This is a genomic window from Acinetobacter sp. PW68, from assembly GCF_020982655.1.
GTDB lineage: Bacteria > Pseudomonadota > Gammaproteobacteria > Pseudomonadales > Moraxellaceae > Acinetobacter > Acinetobacter towneri_A.
Window position 1 is genome coordinate 1,491,260 of sequence record NZ_JAHZSX010000001.1, and the last position, 15,382, is coordinate 1,506,641.

Here is a 15,382-nt window from a genome sequence, read left to right on the forward strand (position 1 = left end):
TTTAATTCTCCTGTTTGAACAGCTTGTCTAATGTGTTTTCAAAAGTATGATAATCAAGGAACTCGTATAGTTCTTTACGTTGCTGCATTTTGTCTAAGACATTGACTTGGGTGCCATCTTTACGGATGGATTGCATCACCTCAAGGGCTGCTTTTTGCATGGCACGAGTTGGTGAAAGTGGATACAACACCATGCGAATGCCCTGCTCGGCCAGTTCTTCAGTGGTGTAATAAGGGGTATCACCAAACTCGGTAATGTTTGCAAGTACAGGTACACCTACAGCATCACACACAGTTTTATACATGGTAATGTCAGTCATCGCTTCTGCAAAAATTGCATCTGCACCTGCTTCCACACATGCGCAAGCACGGTCAATAACTGCCTGCAAACCTTCTTTTTGCAAGGCATCAGTACGCGCCATGACTACAAAGTTTGAATCGGTTTTCGCATCAACAGCCGCTTTAATACGATCAACCATTTCTTGCTGGGTTACAATTTCTTTATTTGGACGATGTCCACAACGTTTTTGTGCAACCTGATCTTCAATATGAACTGCAGCAGCACCCGCAGCAATCATTTGTTTAATACTACGGGCAATATTGAATGCACCGCCCCAACCTGTATCAATATCAACCAATAATGGTGTATCAACACGCTCAGTAATACGACGCACATCTTCCAAGACGTTATCTAAACTGGTCATGCCCAAGTCAGGTAAACCGTAAGAATAATTGGCAACACCTGCACCAGATAAATAAATGGCTTTATAGCCCACTTGTTTTGCCATAATGGCAGCATAAGCATTTACCGTGCCGATAATTTGTAATGGCTTTTCGACTTCCAAGGCTTGTCTGAATCTTAAGCCCGCAGATGTTAGTTGTGTCATCTTCCTTTCCACTTTTCTTACTATATTTTTTCGAGATTCGAGTATATCGAGAATGCGAGATCACGCCATGGCTTTTTAGAATCTATACTCTAAAACTTTAGTCAAATAATTTTCAAATTTATTGCACAATAAATTTTCGTGATGTTGGTTATTCTTTATTTTTGATAAACACAGCTTTTTAGTACACTAAATAAGCAAAATTTAAACTATTTTCTAAAAATATGGCTTTTTCAGCTCAAATCATGCCATGTGCAAGTACACTTCGACACAGCACGCTGTACATATATTTGTTATAATGACAATCTCCCTTCTATTTAATTGATGATTTTTTACTCAATATGCACGAACTCGCCCATTTCGCTCCTTTAGGTAAAGATATACCACCAACCAAGCGTGGTCATGAGCGATGTGTAGCGTTATTAGTCAGTGCAACTGAGCTATTTTTAGAGCGTGGTTACGATGCCGTATCCTTAGATGATATTGTGCAACACGCAGGCGGTTCTAAAGCGTCGATCTATAAATACTTTGGCAATAAAGAAGGGTTATTCAAAGCTATTTGTGATTATCGCCGTGATAAATTTTTTCAGGATATTCACATTCCCTTTGAACAAATTGATTCAAATTTACGTGGTTATTTGATTCAAACCTTATTGAATTTTTATCATCATATTTTGGAACCAGAAAATGCAGCCTTTATGCGTCTGGTATTAGAGCAAAGTCAGCGCAATCCTGATATTGCCTTACACATACATGAGCGCGGTCCTTTGCATGTGCAACTTTGTATTGCCAAAGTATTGGAACATGCCAGTCAGCAAGGTTTAATTTGCTGTGAACAGCCTATTTATTCTGCACAACTGTATTTCGGTATTTTAAGAAATTTTGAATGGCGTATCATCATGGGTATTCCAAAACAAGAAACAGAACAAGAAACAACCAATTATGTAAGTTATTGTGTAGATCGCTTTCTAGACGCTCATCAAAAAGCTTAGTTTTTTGCAATTTCTGCATCCTATAGTATATTAGCCGATTCTTTTTTCACTTAACCAACCAACAACTAATTGTTGTTTTTTCTCATTCAGCAATTATTGTGGAGTAACGAATGGCTCTACGTCACTTTCTAACATTACGCGATTTATCGACTTTAGAACTGAATCAAATTTTGCAACGCGCCATTGAGCTTAAGCGTAAACAGCATAACAATGAAGTTTTCCAGCCTTTTCCTGGCAAAGTCATGGGTATGATTTTTGAAAAATCCAGCACCCGAACCCGTGTATCGTTTGAAGCTGGCATGAGTCAGTTTGGTGGTAGCGCGATCTTCTTATCATCACGTGACACACAATTAGGTCGCGGTGAGCCAATTGAAGATTCTGCACGCGTCATTTCAAGTATGCTTGACATTGTGATGATTCGTACCTTTGGTCACGACATTGTAGAACGCTTTGCTTCTTACTCTAAAGTTCCTGTGATCAATGCCTTAACTGACGATCATCACCCATGCCAACTCCTTGCAGACATGCAAACCTATGTTGAACACCGTGGTTCAATTGAAGGTAAAACTGTGGCGTGGATTGGTGATGGCAACAATATGTGTAACTCATATATTGAAGCAGCACACATGTGGGGCTTTAATTTAAAAATTGCGACACCGAAAGGTTATGAGCCAGAACAGCGCTTCCTGTCTGAATTTGCACACTGCGTAGAATTGGTCGATTCTGCTGAGGATGCAGCAGTGAATGCTGATCTGATTGTGACCGATGTTTGGGCAAGCATGGGACAGGAAGAAGAACAAAAAATTCGTGAAAAAGCGTTTGCAGACTATCAAGTGAATGAACGCCTGATGGATTTAGCACATCCTGATTGTTTATTTATGCATTGCTTACCTGCGCACCGTGGTGAAGAAATTTCTGAAAATATGCTCGATCACAAAAATGCTGTAGTGTGGGATGAAGCAGAAAATCGCTTACATGCTCAAAAAGCATTGGTTGAGTTTTTATTGAATGAAAATCTTAAAAAAGACTAAGCTTTAAAACCCGTCTTAAATATTCGCAAAACTTTGATGAGTTTTGTTACAAACAGCACCAAAAGGTGCTGTTTTTTTATTTGGCTCGCTATAATCTTGAGTTATGGTCTATTTTTCTAAAATTTCTAAAAGAGCCTAGATAAACAATATGATTGATAAAACACTTGCCACAATTACGCTGTGCACTACTACACTGATCGCGAGTGCTTCACTCTATGCCAAAGCCAGTGAATTAGATCAATATTTAGTCCAACAAAAGATTCTAAGTGCAGATTATAAAATTCAAAATATCGTCGCTTTAAATGAAATTTTAGATGTCATTAGTGATGAAGATTCTCGTACTATGCCTTATCAGGTCGATCAAAATACAGTGATTGAACAAAGTACGGCGACAGACAAACAAATCAATATTCGTGGCATGATTATTTCACCTGACTTCACGCAGTTTGTAGAAAGTACGGGTTATAACAATGTCAAAAATATGATTAAACAAAACTTAATTCATAATTGTGAATCTATTTTTGAGCATCAGTTCCAACGGGTAAATCCCTATGTATTGAACTTAAAACTCAGTGCAGAAAAAACCCAGTTTAATGTGCACTTAGCGAATAATGAATGTCAATTTAAAGTGGACTGAATTGCTTTTAAACTAAAGGAACCTCTGTCTTTAGGTTTAGTATTTAGGTCAAATACGATCTACCGTATTAAACCTTGAGGTTGTAAAATAATGATCAATGCACCTAAAACCACTACCATTCCACCGAACATATCCCAACGTGTTAAATTGACCTGATCTACATACTTTAACCAAATCAAGGCAGTGCAAATATAAATGCCACCATAAGCAGCATAAATTCGCCCCGATGCCGCAGGATGTAAAGTCAGCAGCCATACAAAGGCCGCTAAAGCCAAAACTGTTGGCACCCAAAGCCACTGCGATTTTCCCTGGTTCAAAATTAAATAGGGAAAATAACAACCCAATATTTCCATCACTGCTGTTATAAAAAACAAAAGTATGGTACTGGCAATTTTTGTGATCTGAATATCCATAACTGACTTTACTTAAAAGAGGAATACACAAAAAATAACCCATGTTCAACATGGGTTATTTTCATTCATGATGATGCAAGATAAAAGTTAAGCAGGTTCAGCAGTTTGATCTTCAAATACTTCAAGTTTCAAACCAACCGCTTTACCATTCTCTTTCTTCACAGAAACAGCGACATTACCACCCTGTTCAGCCAATTCACCGAATAAAATCATTTCTGCCAATGGCTTTTTCAAGTGTTCCTGAATCAGACGTTGCATTGGACGTGCGCCCATTAATCGGTCATAGCCATGCTCAGCCATCCATTCACGCGCATCTTGATCAACCTCAAGAATGACTTTTTTATCATCCAATTGAGCTTGTAATTCAGTCAAGAACTTATCTACTACATTTTCAATCACGGTAGTAGGTAGAGCCTTAAATTGAATCACACCATCTAAACGGTTACGGAATTCTGGCGAGAAGGCTTTTTTCATTGCTTCCTGATTATCATTACTGTTGTCTTGATCCATGAAACCAATACTCACGCGGGAAATACTTTCCGCACCAATATTGGTGGTTAGAACCAAAATCACATTACGGAAGTCTGATTTACGACCATTATTGTCGGTCAATGAGCCGTGATCCATAATTTGCAGCAATAAGTTAAATACGTCAGGATGTGCTTTTTCAATCTCATCTAGCAACAACACACAATGCGGGTTTTTATGAATCGCATCGGTAAGTAAGCCGCCCTGATCAAAACCGACATAACCCGGAGGCGCGCCAATTAAACGTGAAACTGCATGACGCTCCATATACTCAGACATATCAAAGCGTACTAATTCAACACCTAACAATTTTGCCAACTGCTTAGTGACTTCGGTTTTACCCACACCTGTAGGGCCTGCAAAAACAAAGCTGCCGACTGGTTTGTCTGGTGTTTTTAAGCCAGCGCGTGACAGTTTAATTGCAGATGCCAAAGCTTCAATGGCTTCATCTTGCCCAAACACTAAGCGTTTTAAATCACGCTCTAAATGTTCAAGTACGCTCTTGTCATCTTTAGATACAGTTTTAGGTGGAATACGTGCAATTTTCGACACGATATCTTCAATGTTTTCAACTGTGATTAAGGTATCATCCTGCTCCGCTCTTAAACGGCGCTGTGCACCCGCTTCATCAATCACATCAATAGCTTTGTCTGGCAAGAAACGGTCATTAATAAATTTAGCCGATAGCTCTACCGCAGACACCAAGGCTTTATCGTCATATTTCACATGGTGAAATTCTTCAAATTTCGATTTTAAACCACGTAAAATATCAACTGTTTCAGAGATTGAAGGTTCATTGACATCAATTTTTTGGAAACGGCGTGACAGCGCATGGTCTTTTTCAAATACCTGACGATATTCTTGGAATGTAGTCGAGCCAATACAGCGTAAAGTACCATTTGCCAACGCAGGTTTAATTAAGTTTGACGCATCCATAGTGCTGCCCATGCTCGAGCCTGCACCAATAATCATGTGGATTTCATCGATAAATAAAATTGCATCAGGTTTCTTTTTTAAGGCATTTAATAGTTGTTTTAAACGCTTTTCAAAGTCACCACGGTATTTGGTACCCGCGACCAACGCACCAATATCTAAACTATATACTTCAGCATTTTCAAGTGGCTTTGGTGCTTTACCATTCACAATCAACCATGCCAAACCTTCGGCAATAGAGGTTTTACCCACCCCAGGATCGCCCACTAACAATGGGTTATTCTTACGACGACGGCACAGAATTTGTGCAGCACGCTCAATTTCTTTTTCACGACCAATTAATGGATCGGTTTTTCCCTTTTGTGCCTCGGTATTCAAATTTAGCGTGTAAAGCTCTAGCGGGCCTGCATTGGCAGAGTGTGAACCTTCCCCATCTAACTCTTCAACCTCGTCTTCAGCCTGCGCTTCATCTTTACGCGTACCATGTGACAAATATTGAGTCAAAGTTAAACGGTTGATTTGATGGCGTTTAAGTAAATAGACCGCAAAAGAATCACGTTCTGAATACATCGCCACTAAAATATCGGCACCTTCAACTGTACGGTCACCGCCGCTCGATTGCACATGAAATATGCCACGTTGCAAAATTCGGTCAAAACTTTCTGTTGGATGCGGGGCTTGATCATTATTTTCAGCAAGTTTAGGGGTATGTTGTTCTACATATTCTTCTAGTTCTTTACGCAGTACAACTACATCTGCACCACATGCTTTCAACGCATTTACAGCAGAGTCATTATCTAATAAAGCCAATAATAAATGTTCAACCGTTAAGAACTCATGTCTCTTCTGACGAGCCATGCTAACAGCCAAACGTAACGATACTTCTAATTGACGACTGAGCATGCAACCCCCTTAATCTTTAGGCTCAATCTGACAAAGCAATGGATGACCTTGTGATCGAGCGTAATTATTGACTTGGTTCGCTTTCGTTTCCGCAATGTCCCGCGGATAGACCCCTGCGATACCTTTTCCTTCATAATGTACAGTTAGCATTACTTGAGTCGCTTGGTCAAGATTCATTGCAAAGTATTGTTGTAAAATTTCAATTACAAAGTCCATTGGGGTGTAGTCATCGTTCATTAAAACGACAGCATACAAAGGTGGACGCTTTAATTGAGGCGGTGCTGTTTGTAACGCAATATCGCCGTCGTCTTCATGCCCCGCATCATCCACATTTAAACGTGGACTCACATGCCAATCGACATAGCCAGATTGGTGAAACGTATTTTTTATTTCGTTCAAACAAATTGATCGTTTTGGACTTCGCATAAGATTTATATATCACACATTATTGAGCACTGGCTTCTGCTTGTGGAATTTCAGAAATAAATGCTGAATCGGCTTCCACGGCTTTACCTTTGCTCCAACTGAAGCGTTTAATCACAGGAGTTGCGCCATTTAAACGGACTTCAATAAAGTCTGGATTAAAGCCTTTAGGCATGCTCCAGCGCCCTGTTAAACGCTCATAATTATCAAAATTAAAATTGCTGTCTTCCATCGGAACAACCAGCACTTCTGTGCCTTGAATTAAACGCAGTTCTACCGTACCGCTTGCACGTCGCTTGCTAGGACTCACTTGCACCAAATCGATCTGATATTCATAAGCATTGTCTGGTAATGGTTTTACCCCAAGATTTTGCACAGTCAGGCTTAAGCCACCACGTTGGCGCAAGACTTCACGATAAATCGCGCTCATGCCTTCAGTACGTTGCTTATCTTCAGTCGCTTGAGTGAAAGCTTGATACAAGTCATTGGAATTACTGACCGCAACATCACGTTCTTGAATCGCAACGTTTAAGCTCTTATTTAGACTTTCAAGACGCGTTTTTTGTTCTTGCACCACTTCAACCAGTTGTTCTGCATCGGCATCGTAACCAACCACAGTTAAGCCCTGACGATGCCCGACTGAATAGCCCAAAAAACCACTGCCTAAAATTAAAATGGCAGCGCCAATTGCCAAAGGCGCATTGCTTTCAAGAAATGGCTTTTTTTCTGGCGGTGTAGATGAGGGTGTCATGCTTGAATTGGACTGAGACGTGGTTTCTGTATCGGTGTTATGCATCGTCATCTCTTGTTTTGATTCATTCAAAACACACATTTAAATCGAAATCTAAATGTGTGTGAAGTTGAAATACGTGTTCTTATGGTAATAAACCAATTACCTCAAGTCCTGCATGTTCTGCAAAACCAAACATCAGGTTCATATTTTGTACTGCTTGCCCTGCTGCACCTTTCACCAAATTATCTTGAGCAACCAAAACTACTAATTTTTTCGGTTGTGGCTTATACAGTGCAATACGCAACTGGTTAGCGCCACGTACCGAGCGCGTTTCTGGTGAACTATTGGCAGGCATAACATCTACAAACTGTTCATTGGCATAAAACTGCTCATACAGGTTTTGTAAATTTGCTGCATCACCAGCATCAGTTAAATCTACATAAATGGTGCTGAGCATACCGCGAATCATCGGCACTAAATGTGGTACAAATAATATGTGATTAAACACATTTTTTTGCCCAGAAATATTTTCCAGTGCTTCTACAATTTCTGGATGATGACGATGCCCCGCAACGCCATAAGCCTTAAAGTTGTCGGCATTTTCAGAGTAAATCATGCCCAAACTGGCTTTACGCCCTGCACCAGATACACCCGATTTTGCATCAATAATAATACTTTCAGGTTTCACTAAAGCTTCAGCTTGTTTAAATAATGGCGCTAAACCAAGTTGCACAGTAGTCGGATAACAACCCGGGTTACCAATCACCTGTGCTTGTTTAATTTGCTCACGGTTGAGTTCAGACAAACCATAAACTGAGTCTTTCAAAATCTCAGGACAAGCATGTTGCATACCATACCACTTTTCAAACTGTGATAAGTCTTGCAAACGAAAGTCTGCTGCTAAATCGACCACCTTGGTATTGGCTGCTACAAGCTCTGCAGCATGTTGCATTGCAACACCGTGGGGTGTAGCAAAGAACACCATATCACATTTTTTTAATTCTTCGATGTTTAAATCTGAGTAGCACAGATCTGTGTGTCCACGCAGACTTGGAAACATATCGTCTACGTGACGACCCGCTTCTGTACGTGAAGTCAATACATTTACTTTTACATTTGGGTGTCGTAGCAAAAGACGCAATAATTCAACGCCTGTATAACCTGTACCACCGACAATACCAACTGAAATCACGTGCATTACCTCAATTCAAAAGCATGTATAAGCTAACGCTATAGTATGACAGGAAGTTTTAGTTTTCTAAACTGTTTTACTTGGGTTTTAGGGCTTTTCTTTATTCTGTTGATTTTATATTGAAAAATACATTTAATGATAAACAATACGCCCAAGACCTCTTCATTATTGCACAGTCAAGTAGTGTACGTGTTGGCTATTTTATTCATCATACCACCACCAAGGCAAAGGCGTCGTTTTTAACTGTTTGCGATGCTGCAAATAGTGCATATCATGCCGCTGCACTTCAGCCCAAAATGCAGGACTATGATCAAAATGCTTGGTATGCGCTAACTCATGTACTGCCACGTAGCGTGTGATTTCCTGCGGAAAAAAAACCAAACCACTATTAAGCATAATGTCATGTTTGGCAGAACAGCTCCCCCATCGAGTTTTGGGCTGACGAATTGAGCAATCACCATATTTCAAGCCTATTTCACTGCTCACTTGCTTTAAATAAATTGGTAAATACTCTTTGGCATAAGCAATAATAAATGCTTTTAAATATGCCGCAGGTTGACGGTCACTGACCCAAAGACAATGCTTTTTTAAATCTAAACTAAAATTTTGCTTTTGTGTTTGATAGTAGATATTTAAAGGCTCACCTAAATTAAAAAGTGACAACTGATTAGGTAGATCCCGCTGCATAAGTCCTTGCTGTGCCTGCTGTTTATACCAAGTTTCGATCATCCACTGCTCGGATTGCTGCAAAAAATCCTGAATTTGACGCTGAGTACAATATTTCGGTACAGTTAAACGAATTTGATGCGGCTCAACACGCAATCGTAAACGTGTTGCTTTTGCATGTGCTGTGATTTGAATTTCAGGAAGGTCGGATAACATCATTATTGTTCTTGTTTGAGAATCCACCCCGCCCACCTTTAAAAAAAAAGGAAGAGAAAGTCCTGCTTTTAAAAAAAGGGGTTTGGGGGAGATTAACTCTAAAAGGTGTGGAGTTTAAATTGCAATACGTTCTTCAATGCCATTATTGGTCGCTACTATTGCAATATCAGCTTTATTGATAGCAAAAATACCGTTGGTCACAACACCTGGAATATCATTCAAGGTTTTTTCTAATTCCAGCGCATTTAAAATATTTAAATTATAAACATCTAAAATCACGTTGCCATTATCAGTTACCACACCTTCGCGGTAAGCAGGATCGCCACCTAAAGCCACAATTTTACGTGCCACTGCTGAACGAGCCATTGGAATCACTTCAATTGGCAAAGGAAACTCACGGCCTAACTGCTCTACCCACTTAGAATCATCGACAATACAAATAAACTTACGCGCAATCGAAGCCACAATTTTTTCACGAGTCAACGCTGCGCCGCCACCTTTAATCATGTGCATATGACGGTCAATTTCATCGGCACCATCAACATAAGCATCTAAACTGCCTACAGAGTTCATATCGACTACTTCAATACCAAGCTTCTTTAATCGCTCAGCAGTCGCTTCAGAACTTGCCACAGCTGCTTCTAATTGTAATTCAGGCAATAAATCAATCAGGAAATTTACAGTACTACCTGTACCTACCCCCAAAATCCCGCCTTTAGGCAAATGTTTTAATGCAGCTTTGGCAGCCGCTTGCTTCTTTTCATCTTGGGTAGCATACAGACTCATGACTTCACTCAACTATTTTGACATTTGTTGCCGATTTTACAGCGCAAATGTCTAGGGGTTTGTTACAATACCCGCCTATTTTAAACTGTTAGATGGAAGATTAACATGCTGTCTCGTTTGGTTCGACAAATTTTACAAGCAACGGTCTACGATGTTGCAATCGAAACCCCACTCGACGCAGCGCCACGAATTAGTGAAAAACTGAACAATAACATTCGCTTTAAACGTGAAGACTTACAACCTGTATTCTCTTTTAAATTGCGTGGTGCGTATAACCGTATTAGCCAATTACCCAAAGACCAACTTGAACGTGGTGTAATTACTGCCTCTGCAGGCAACCATGCGCAAGGTGTAGCATTGTCTGGGCAAAAACTGGGCATTCGCGCCATTATCGTTATGCCTAAAACCACGCCAGATATTAAAGTCCAAGCGGTAAAACGCTTAGGTGGCGAAGTGGTACTACATGGTGACTCATTCGATGTTGCCAACAAATATGCCATTCAACGTGCCCAAGATGAAGGCATGACGTTTATTCCACCGTATGACGATGAATTAGTCATGGCAGGTCAAGGTACGATTGCCAACGAAATTTTGCGTCAATGGCGCGATGTCGAATACGTTTTCGTTGCTGTTGGTGGTGGCGGTTTAATTGCAGGTGTTGCAGCTTACTTGGGCGATGTCGCACCGCATGTCAAAGTCATTCCTGTAGAATATGATGAATCGGCTTGTTTAAAAGCGGCTTTTGAAGCCAATGAGCGAGTCATTTTGCCGCAAGTTGGTTTATTTGCCGATGGTACTGCTGTCGCACAAATTGGTGAGAAGCCGTTTGAAGTCTTACAACTACAAAAATCAGATCAATCAGGCCCAATTGTTGAGCGCGATGTAGTTTTGGTGAATACCGATGAAATTTGTGCGGCAATTAAAGACACCTTTGATGAAAACCGCAGCATTGTTGAACCTTCAGGTGCCATGGCTTTGGCTGGTATCAAAAAATATGTCGAGCAACACCAACTGCAAAATAAAAACATGGTGTCAATTGTTTGTGGCGCAAACATGAATTTTGACCGTTTACGCTATATCGCGGAACGTACTGAACTCGGTGAACATAAAGAAGCAATTTTTGCCGTGACCATTCCAGAAGAAAAAGGGGCGTTCCTTAACTTCTGCCGTGCGCTGCAAGGTCGTAATATCACTGAGTTCAACTACCGCGCCAGTGATGCCACTGCCGCGCAAGTCTTTGTCGGCATCAGCCTAAAATCAGGTGAAAAAGAGCGCCACGACATTTATGAGTTGCTTAAAACTCAATACGATGTTGATGATTTGTCAGATGATGAAGTAGCAAAACTACACATTCGTTATTTGGTCGGCGGTCATGCCGATATTGAAAATGAACGTCTATTTCGTGTGGAATTTCCAGAGCGTCCAGGCGCATTACTCACCTTTTTGGAGCGTTTAGGGCCAACCCATAACATCACCCTGTTCCATTACCGTAACCACGGTGCAGCGGAAGGTCGTGTATTGGTGGGTTTAGAAGCTTCGGATGCTAAACAGAACCCAGATGGTTTAATCGAAACTTTGGAAAAGATCACTTATCCATACCAAGAAATTACCAACAACTTGGGTTATCAGCGTTTCTTAAAATAAAAGATTATACACGCCAACAAATACTAAAGACCGCTAATTCCAGCGGTTTTTAGTCATTTCGCTACAGTATAAATCCATAAAATATTTTAGTATATTGCAAGAATAATATAATTTTTTCAGGATGATGCTATGGCGCAATTTGCTGTCATTGGTTTAGGTAGTTTTGGTGCAACTGTGGCGACACAATTGGTCAAACTCAACCATGATGTCATTGGGATTGATAGCAATAAAAAGTTTGTAGAAAACATTGCCGATCAAATTACCCATGCAGTGATTGCCGATGCAACCGATGAACACGTTTTGGAAGAACTGAATATTCAAAATTGTGATGCAGTGGTGGTCGCCATTGGTGAAGATATTGAAGCCAGTATTTTGTGTGTCTTAAATTTAAAGAATTTAGGTATTTCTAAAATTTACGTTAAAGCCAAAAGCAAAGCACACACCATGATTTTGACCCATTTGGGCGTAAGTAAAATTATTCACCCTGAAGAAGATATGGGCGTTCGCATCGCGCAATCGCTGAGTTATCCGATGGTGAGTCGTTATATGAGCCTAAACGACAACCACTATATTGTAAAAGTAATAATTACAGACAACTTGCATGGCATACGCATTCATAGTCTGATGTCACATGCACCCGAAGTGAAACTTTTACTGTTTAAACGTGCCGAAACTATTTTCTATACGCTTGAATCCAATTTAATGTTACAAACAGGTGATATTTTGGTGGTTGAGGGACAACTTGAACCATTAAAGCGCTTATCTAAACAATTTAAGTCAGAATGAAAAAAACAGCGAAACAACCAATTAAAACTGTCAATTTAAGCCCACCTAGTCTGTTGGCGCTTGGCTTTTTAAGCTTTATTTGTATTGGCACAATCTTACTAAAACTACCCATTTCCCATCATGGTGAGATGAGCTGGATCAATGCCTTATTCACTGCTACATCCGCAGTGACCATTACTGGATTGTCGGTGGTGAATATTGGCGATGCTTATACCGTATTTGGACAATTGGTCATTATGTTGTTATTACAATGTGGTGGCTTGGGTTTCATGACCTTTGCAATTTTAGCGGTTTTGAGCTTTTCATCCAAAATTGGTTTAAAACAACAAATTATGGCGCAAGACACCATTGGGCAAACCAACCTATCTAAAGTGTCAATGACCATTAAAGGCGTATTGCTCTACTCATTGTTTTTTGAAGGGATAGGCACAGTTATTTTAACCTTGGCATGGATGCAGGATTATCCATTAAGCGATGCGTTTTTCTATGCGGCTTTCTATAGTGTTTCAGCCTTTAACAATGGTGGATTTTCATTATTTCCAAATAGCTTAATGAGCTTTGCAGATCAATACCTGATTACCTTAACTATTAGTATGCTGTATATCATTGGCGGTATTGGTTTTGTGGTGCTCATGGATATTAAGCGCGCCAAACGCTGGAAAAAACTCTCACCCAACAGCAAACTCATTTTGTCGACCATTGCCAGTTTAAACTTTGTGGCTTTTCTGCTCATTTGGGCGATTGAAGCCAATAATCCACACACCCTTGCAGCCATGAGTATTGGCGATCAAGCCCTCAATGCGTGGTTTCACGCTACCGTTCCTCGCTCTTCAGGTTTTAATAGCCTAGATGTCGCAAGTATGCAAAATAGCTCAACCTTGCTCACCATGCTTCTGATGTTTATTGGTGGTGGCTCGCTCAGTACCGCAGGCGGTATTAAAGTTGGTACATTTATTATTGTCATTTTAAGCGTGATCAGTTTTTTAAGACGTTCAGATGAGGTGCGTGTGTTTAATCATGCCGTATCTGAACGTACCACCTTTAAAGCTTTGGCGGTGATCAGCATTACAGGCATGTTAATTTGCATCGGTTTGTTTAGCTTGCTTGCCCTTGAACCGAAACTAAATTTCTTAGACCTGATGTTTGAGGCTGTATCTGCAGCATGTACAGTGGGTTTATCACGTGGTGTTACGGGTGAATTACAACCTGCTAGTCTAATTATTTTAATGTTGTTGATGTTTGCAGGTCGTTTAGGGCCGCTGACTTTGGCTTATTTAATCGCCACACCACAAAAAAGCCGAATTAAACATCCAACCGCAGATATTCAAGTTGGATAAAAGCTAGATACGATCCGACTTCAAAAACAAACGCCAATCATCAAGATTGGCGTTTTATATTCAGCTAGCAAGGGTAAGAAATCAAACTCAATACGCCTAGAACCAATTCATTAAAGACACACCTAAACCAACATAGGTGGCGCGGTGGTTATAATCAATCAGGCTTTCACCATAACCATCAAATAGTTGAAAATGACCGCGTAATTTGCCACTGATTGGGAAAACCCAGTCAAACTGCGCTGCGCCGTGTGAGTCATCACCACCTTTTAAACTATGACGAAGCATCAAAGAAAAGTCATGCTCTTTCCAGCGATAAAATGCCAACATATCGCCACGCCCGATATAATTTTTAATTTCGGGGTTATTGTCATCACTGCGGTCTTCTTCAATGCGATACCACGGACGTAACATCAAGGCAAAATTGTCTTTTTCAAAACCCAAATTAAACATAACCCGATTCCAACTGCGTGATAGCGGATCAGAACGACCATTGGATTGATGGTTCAGCGTCACACCTAATAAACGACCATACAGCCCCAAAAGTGTATAGTTAGTACGGAACATCAAACTGGCTTCAGGCTCATAATTGGTTTCACGAAATGGACGTGATTCATCACCATTATAAACCTGCCAACGTGATGACTGGGTATAACCTAACCACACATCACCGTTATCCCCCAACAGATTTTCTACTGCTTTGGTTTTTAAAGACAGCTGAAATTTGGTTTCCATTGAGGTCAGATTTTGTTCTTTACCTACTGGAACGGTATTTTGCCCATTCAAACTTTGTGGACGTTCATTTTTATCGGACGTCCAAAAAGTAGGCATCAAATACACCGGTTGATAAGCACGTAAATTCCATGTGCCTAATTTACTATCGGATGAAAGCTCCCAGCGCTTATCCAGTAAAGATACATTCGGATCAAGCTTTGGTACATCAAATGAAAATAAATTACTCACACCCACTGCAATTTTTTCTTTCAGGGTTTCAGGTGCAGGAGCAAGTGCCTGAGCGGCTTGGCGTTCACTCACAAGTGATGTTTTTTCTGCTTCAGGAATTTTAAACAATGCATCATAGCACGCCAAACGATCAGCATTTGCCTCTAAAGCCACACAGGCTTCAGGTGTTGCAGGTGCAACTAAGCTAGCTGGGTCTTGTGCATAGGTTTTCGCCACAAACACAGTGCTGAGTGCAGCAACACTCAGCGACAGTCCTCTGTATTCAAAAAGTTTGAACGCGCTCATAAATCACCCCAAGTTTTCGTTGTTATTTCACGTA

Annotated in this window: 15 protein-coding genes; 6 read left to right on the forward strand and 9 right to left on the reverse strand. The window is 40.4% G+C overall.

Going from position 1 to position 15,382, the window contains the following annotated elements; genetic code table 11:
• Position 1 precedes the first annotated feature (1 nt).
• The gene (gene prpB, locus K1T76_RS07205) at positions 2-886 is read right to left on the reverse strand and encodes a methylisocitrate lyase (protein WP_230244985.1); all 885 of its coding nucleotides are present in this window, start codon (positions 884-886) and stop codon (positions 2-4) included.
• Between the two features lie 338 nt (positions 887-1,224).
• Between prpB and K1T76_RS07210 the strand changes: the two genes are divergently transcribed.
• From K1T76_RS07210 to K1T76_RS07220, 3 genes are all read left to right on the forward strand, one after another.
• Positions 1,225-1,875 (forward strand): TetR/AcrR family transcriptional regulator, encoded by a 651-nt coding sequence (locus K1T76_RS07210; protein WP_096901590.1) that lies wholly within the window; start codon positions 1,225-1,227, stop codon positions 1,873-1,875.
• Positions 1,876-1,985: 110 nt separating this feature from the next.
• Positions 1,986-2,906 (forward strand): ornithine carbamoyltransferase, encoded by a 921-nt coding sequence (argF, locus tag K1T76_RS07215; RefSeq protein WP_004973455.1) that lies wholly within the window; start codon positions 1,986-1,988, stop codon positions 2,904-2,906.
• A gap of 148 nt (positions 2,907-3,054) precedes the next feature.
• Positions 3,055-3,543 (forward strand): hypothetical protein, encoded by a 489-nt coding sequence (locus K1T76_RS07220; RefSeq protein WP_230244987.1) that lies wholly within the window; start codon positions 3,055-3,057, stop codon positions 3,541-3,543.
• Between the two features lie 59 nt (positions 3,544-3,602).
• On the opposite strand, the gene K1T76_RS07225 is transcribed toward K1T76_RS07220, so the two are convergent.
• The 7 genes from K1T76_RS07225 to rpiA form a co-directional block, all read right to left on the reverse strand.
• A complete protein-coding gene (locus K1T76_RS07225; RefSeq protein ID WP_230244989.1) occupies positions 3,603-3,956 on the reverse strand; it encodes a YnfA family protein in 354 nt (117 codons plus the stop codon).
• Positions 3,957-4,043: 87 nt separating this feature from the next.
• On the reverse strand, positions 4,044-6,320 hold the full coding sequence (clpA, locus tag K1T76_RS07230) for an ATP-dependent Clp protease ATP-binding subunit ClpA (RefSeq protein ID WP_230244991.1): 2,277 nt from the start codon (positions 6,318-6,320) through the stop codon (positions 4,044-4,046).
• A gap of 9 nt (positions 6,321-6,329) precedes the next feature.
• Entirely contained in the window at positions 6,330-6,746 is a 417-nt protein-coding gene (clpS, locus tag K1T76_RS07235) for an ATP-dependent Clp protease adapter ClpS (RefSeq protein WP_230244993.1), read from the reverse strand.
• 19 nt (positions 6,747-6,765) lie between these two features.
• Entirely contained in the window at positions 6,766-7,539 is a 774-nt protein-coding gene (locus K1T76_RS07240; protein ID WP_230244995.1) for a DUF6776 family protein, read from the reverse strand.
• Between the two features lie 79 nt (positions 7,540-7,618).
• Positions 7,619-8,674 (reverse strand): N-acetyl-gamma-glutamyl-phosphate reductase, encoded by a 1,056-nt coding sequence (argC, locus tag K1T76_RS07245; protein WP_230244997.1) that lies wholly within the window; start codon positions 8,672-8,674, stop codon positions 7,619-7,621.
• Between the two features lie 195 nt (positions 8,675-8,869).
• A complete protein-coding gene (locus K1T76_RS07250; protein WP_230244999.1) occupies positions 8,870-9,553 on the reverse strand; it encodes a M48 family metallopeptidase in 684 nt (227 codons plus the stop codon).
• A gap of 111 nt (positions 9,554-9,664) precedes the next feature.
• On the reverse strand, positions 9,665-10,336 hold the full coding sequence (gene rpiA / locus K1T76_RS07255; RefSeq protein ID WP_019837303.1) for a ribose-5-phosphate isomerase RpiA: 672 nt from the start codon (positions 10,334-10,336) through the stop codon (positions 9,665-9,667).
• A gap of 105 nt (positions 10,337-10,441) precedes the next feature.
• Here rpiA and ilvA point away from each other — a divergent pair, with 105 nt between their 5' ends.
• The 3 genes from ilvA (at position 10,442) to K1T76_RS07270 (ending at position 14,103) form a co-directional block, all read left to right on the forward strand.
• Positions 10,442-11,980, forward strand: a complete 1,539-nt coding sequence (gene ilvA, locus K1T76_RS07260) for a threonine ammonia-lyase, biosynthetic (protein ID WP_230245001.1) — start codon at positions 10,442-10,444, stop codon at positions 11,978-11,980.
• 129 nt (positions 11,981-12,109) lie between these two features.
• Positions 12,110-12,766 (forward strand): potassium channel family protein, encoded by a 657-nt coding sequence (locus K1T76_RS07265; RefSeq protein WP_230245002.1) that lies wholly within the window; start codon positions 12,110-12,112, stop codon positions 12,764-12,766.
• The gene (locus tag K1T76_RS07270) at positions 12,763-14,103 is read left to right on the forward strand and encodes a TrkH family potassium uptake protein (RefSeq protein WP_230245004.1); all 1,341 of its coding nucleotides are present in this window, start codon (positions 12,763-12,765) and stop codon (positions 14,101-14,103) included. Before K1T76_RS07265 ends, K1T76_RS07270 begins: the two co-directional genes overlap by 4 nt.
• A gap of 96 nt (positions 14,104-14,199) precedes the next feature.
• On the opposite strand, the gene K1T76_RS07275 is transcribed toward K1T76_RS07270, so the two are convergent.
• Positions 14,200-15,348: a phospholipase A gene (locus K1T76_RS07275; RefSeq protein WP_230245006.1), complete on the reverse strand. Its 1,149-nt coding sequence runs from the start codon at positions 15,346-15,348 to the stop codon at positions 14,200-14,202.
• Positions 15,349-15,382: the final 34 nt, after the last annotated feature.

Coding starts and splice junctions, on each gene's coding strand:
- prpB (WP_230244985.1), bottom strand. CDS start 886: ATGACACAACTAACATCTGCGGGCTTAAGATTCAGACAAGCCTTGGAA.
- K1T76_RS07210 (WP_096901590.1), top strand. CDS start 1,225: ATGCACGAACTCGCCCATTTCGCTCCTTTAGGTAAAGATATACCACCA.
- argF (WP_004973455.1), top strand. CDS start 1,986: ATGGCTCTACGTCACTTTCTAACATTACGCGATTTATCGACTTTAGAA.
- K1T76_RS07220 (WP_230244987.1), top strand. CDS start 3,055: ATGATTGATAAAACACTTGCCACAATTACGCTGTGCACTACTACACTG.
- K1T76_RS07225 (WP_230244989.1), bottom strand. CDS start 3,956: ATGGATATTCAGATCACAAAAATTGCCAGTACCATACTTTTGTTTTTT.
- clpA (WP_230244991.1), bottom strand. CDS start 6,320: ATGCTCAGTCGTCAATTAGAAGTATCGTTACGTTTGGCTGTTAGCATG.
- clpS (WP_230244993.1), bottom strand. CDS start 6,746: ATGCGAAGTCCAAAACGATCAATTTGTTTGAACGAAATAAAAAATACG.
- K1T76_RS07240 (WP_230244995.1), bottom strand. CDS start 7,539: ATGCATAACACCGATACAGAAACCACGTCTCAGTCCAATTCAAGCATG.
- argC (WP_230244997.1), bottom strand. CDS start 8,674: ATGCACGTGATTTCAGTTGGTATTGTCGGTGGTACAGGTTATACAGGC.
- K1T76_RS07250 (WP_230244999.1), bottom strand. CDS start 9,553: ATGATGTTATCCGACCTTCCTGAAATTCAAATCACAGCACATGCAAAA.
- rpiA (WP_019837303.1), bottom strand. CDS start 10,336: ATGAGTCTGTATGCTACCCAAGATGAAAAGAAGCAAGCGGCTGCCAAA.
- ilvA (WP_230245001.1), top strand. CDS start 10,442: ATGCTGTCTCGTTTGGTTCGACAAATTTTACAAGCAACGGTCTACGAT.
- K1T76_RS07265 (WP_230245002.1), top strand. CDS start 12,110: ATGGCGCAATTTGCTGTCATTGGTTTAGGTAGTTTTGGTGCAACTGTG.
- K1T76_RS07270 (WP_230245004.1), top strand. CDS start 12,763: ATGAAAAAAACAGCGAAACAACCAATTAAAACTGTCAATTTAAGCCCA.
- K1T76_RS07275 (WP_230245006.1), bottom strand. CDS start 15,348: ATGAGCGCGTTCAAACTTTTTGAATACAGAGGACTGTCGCTGAGTGTT.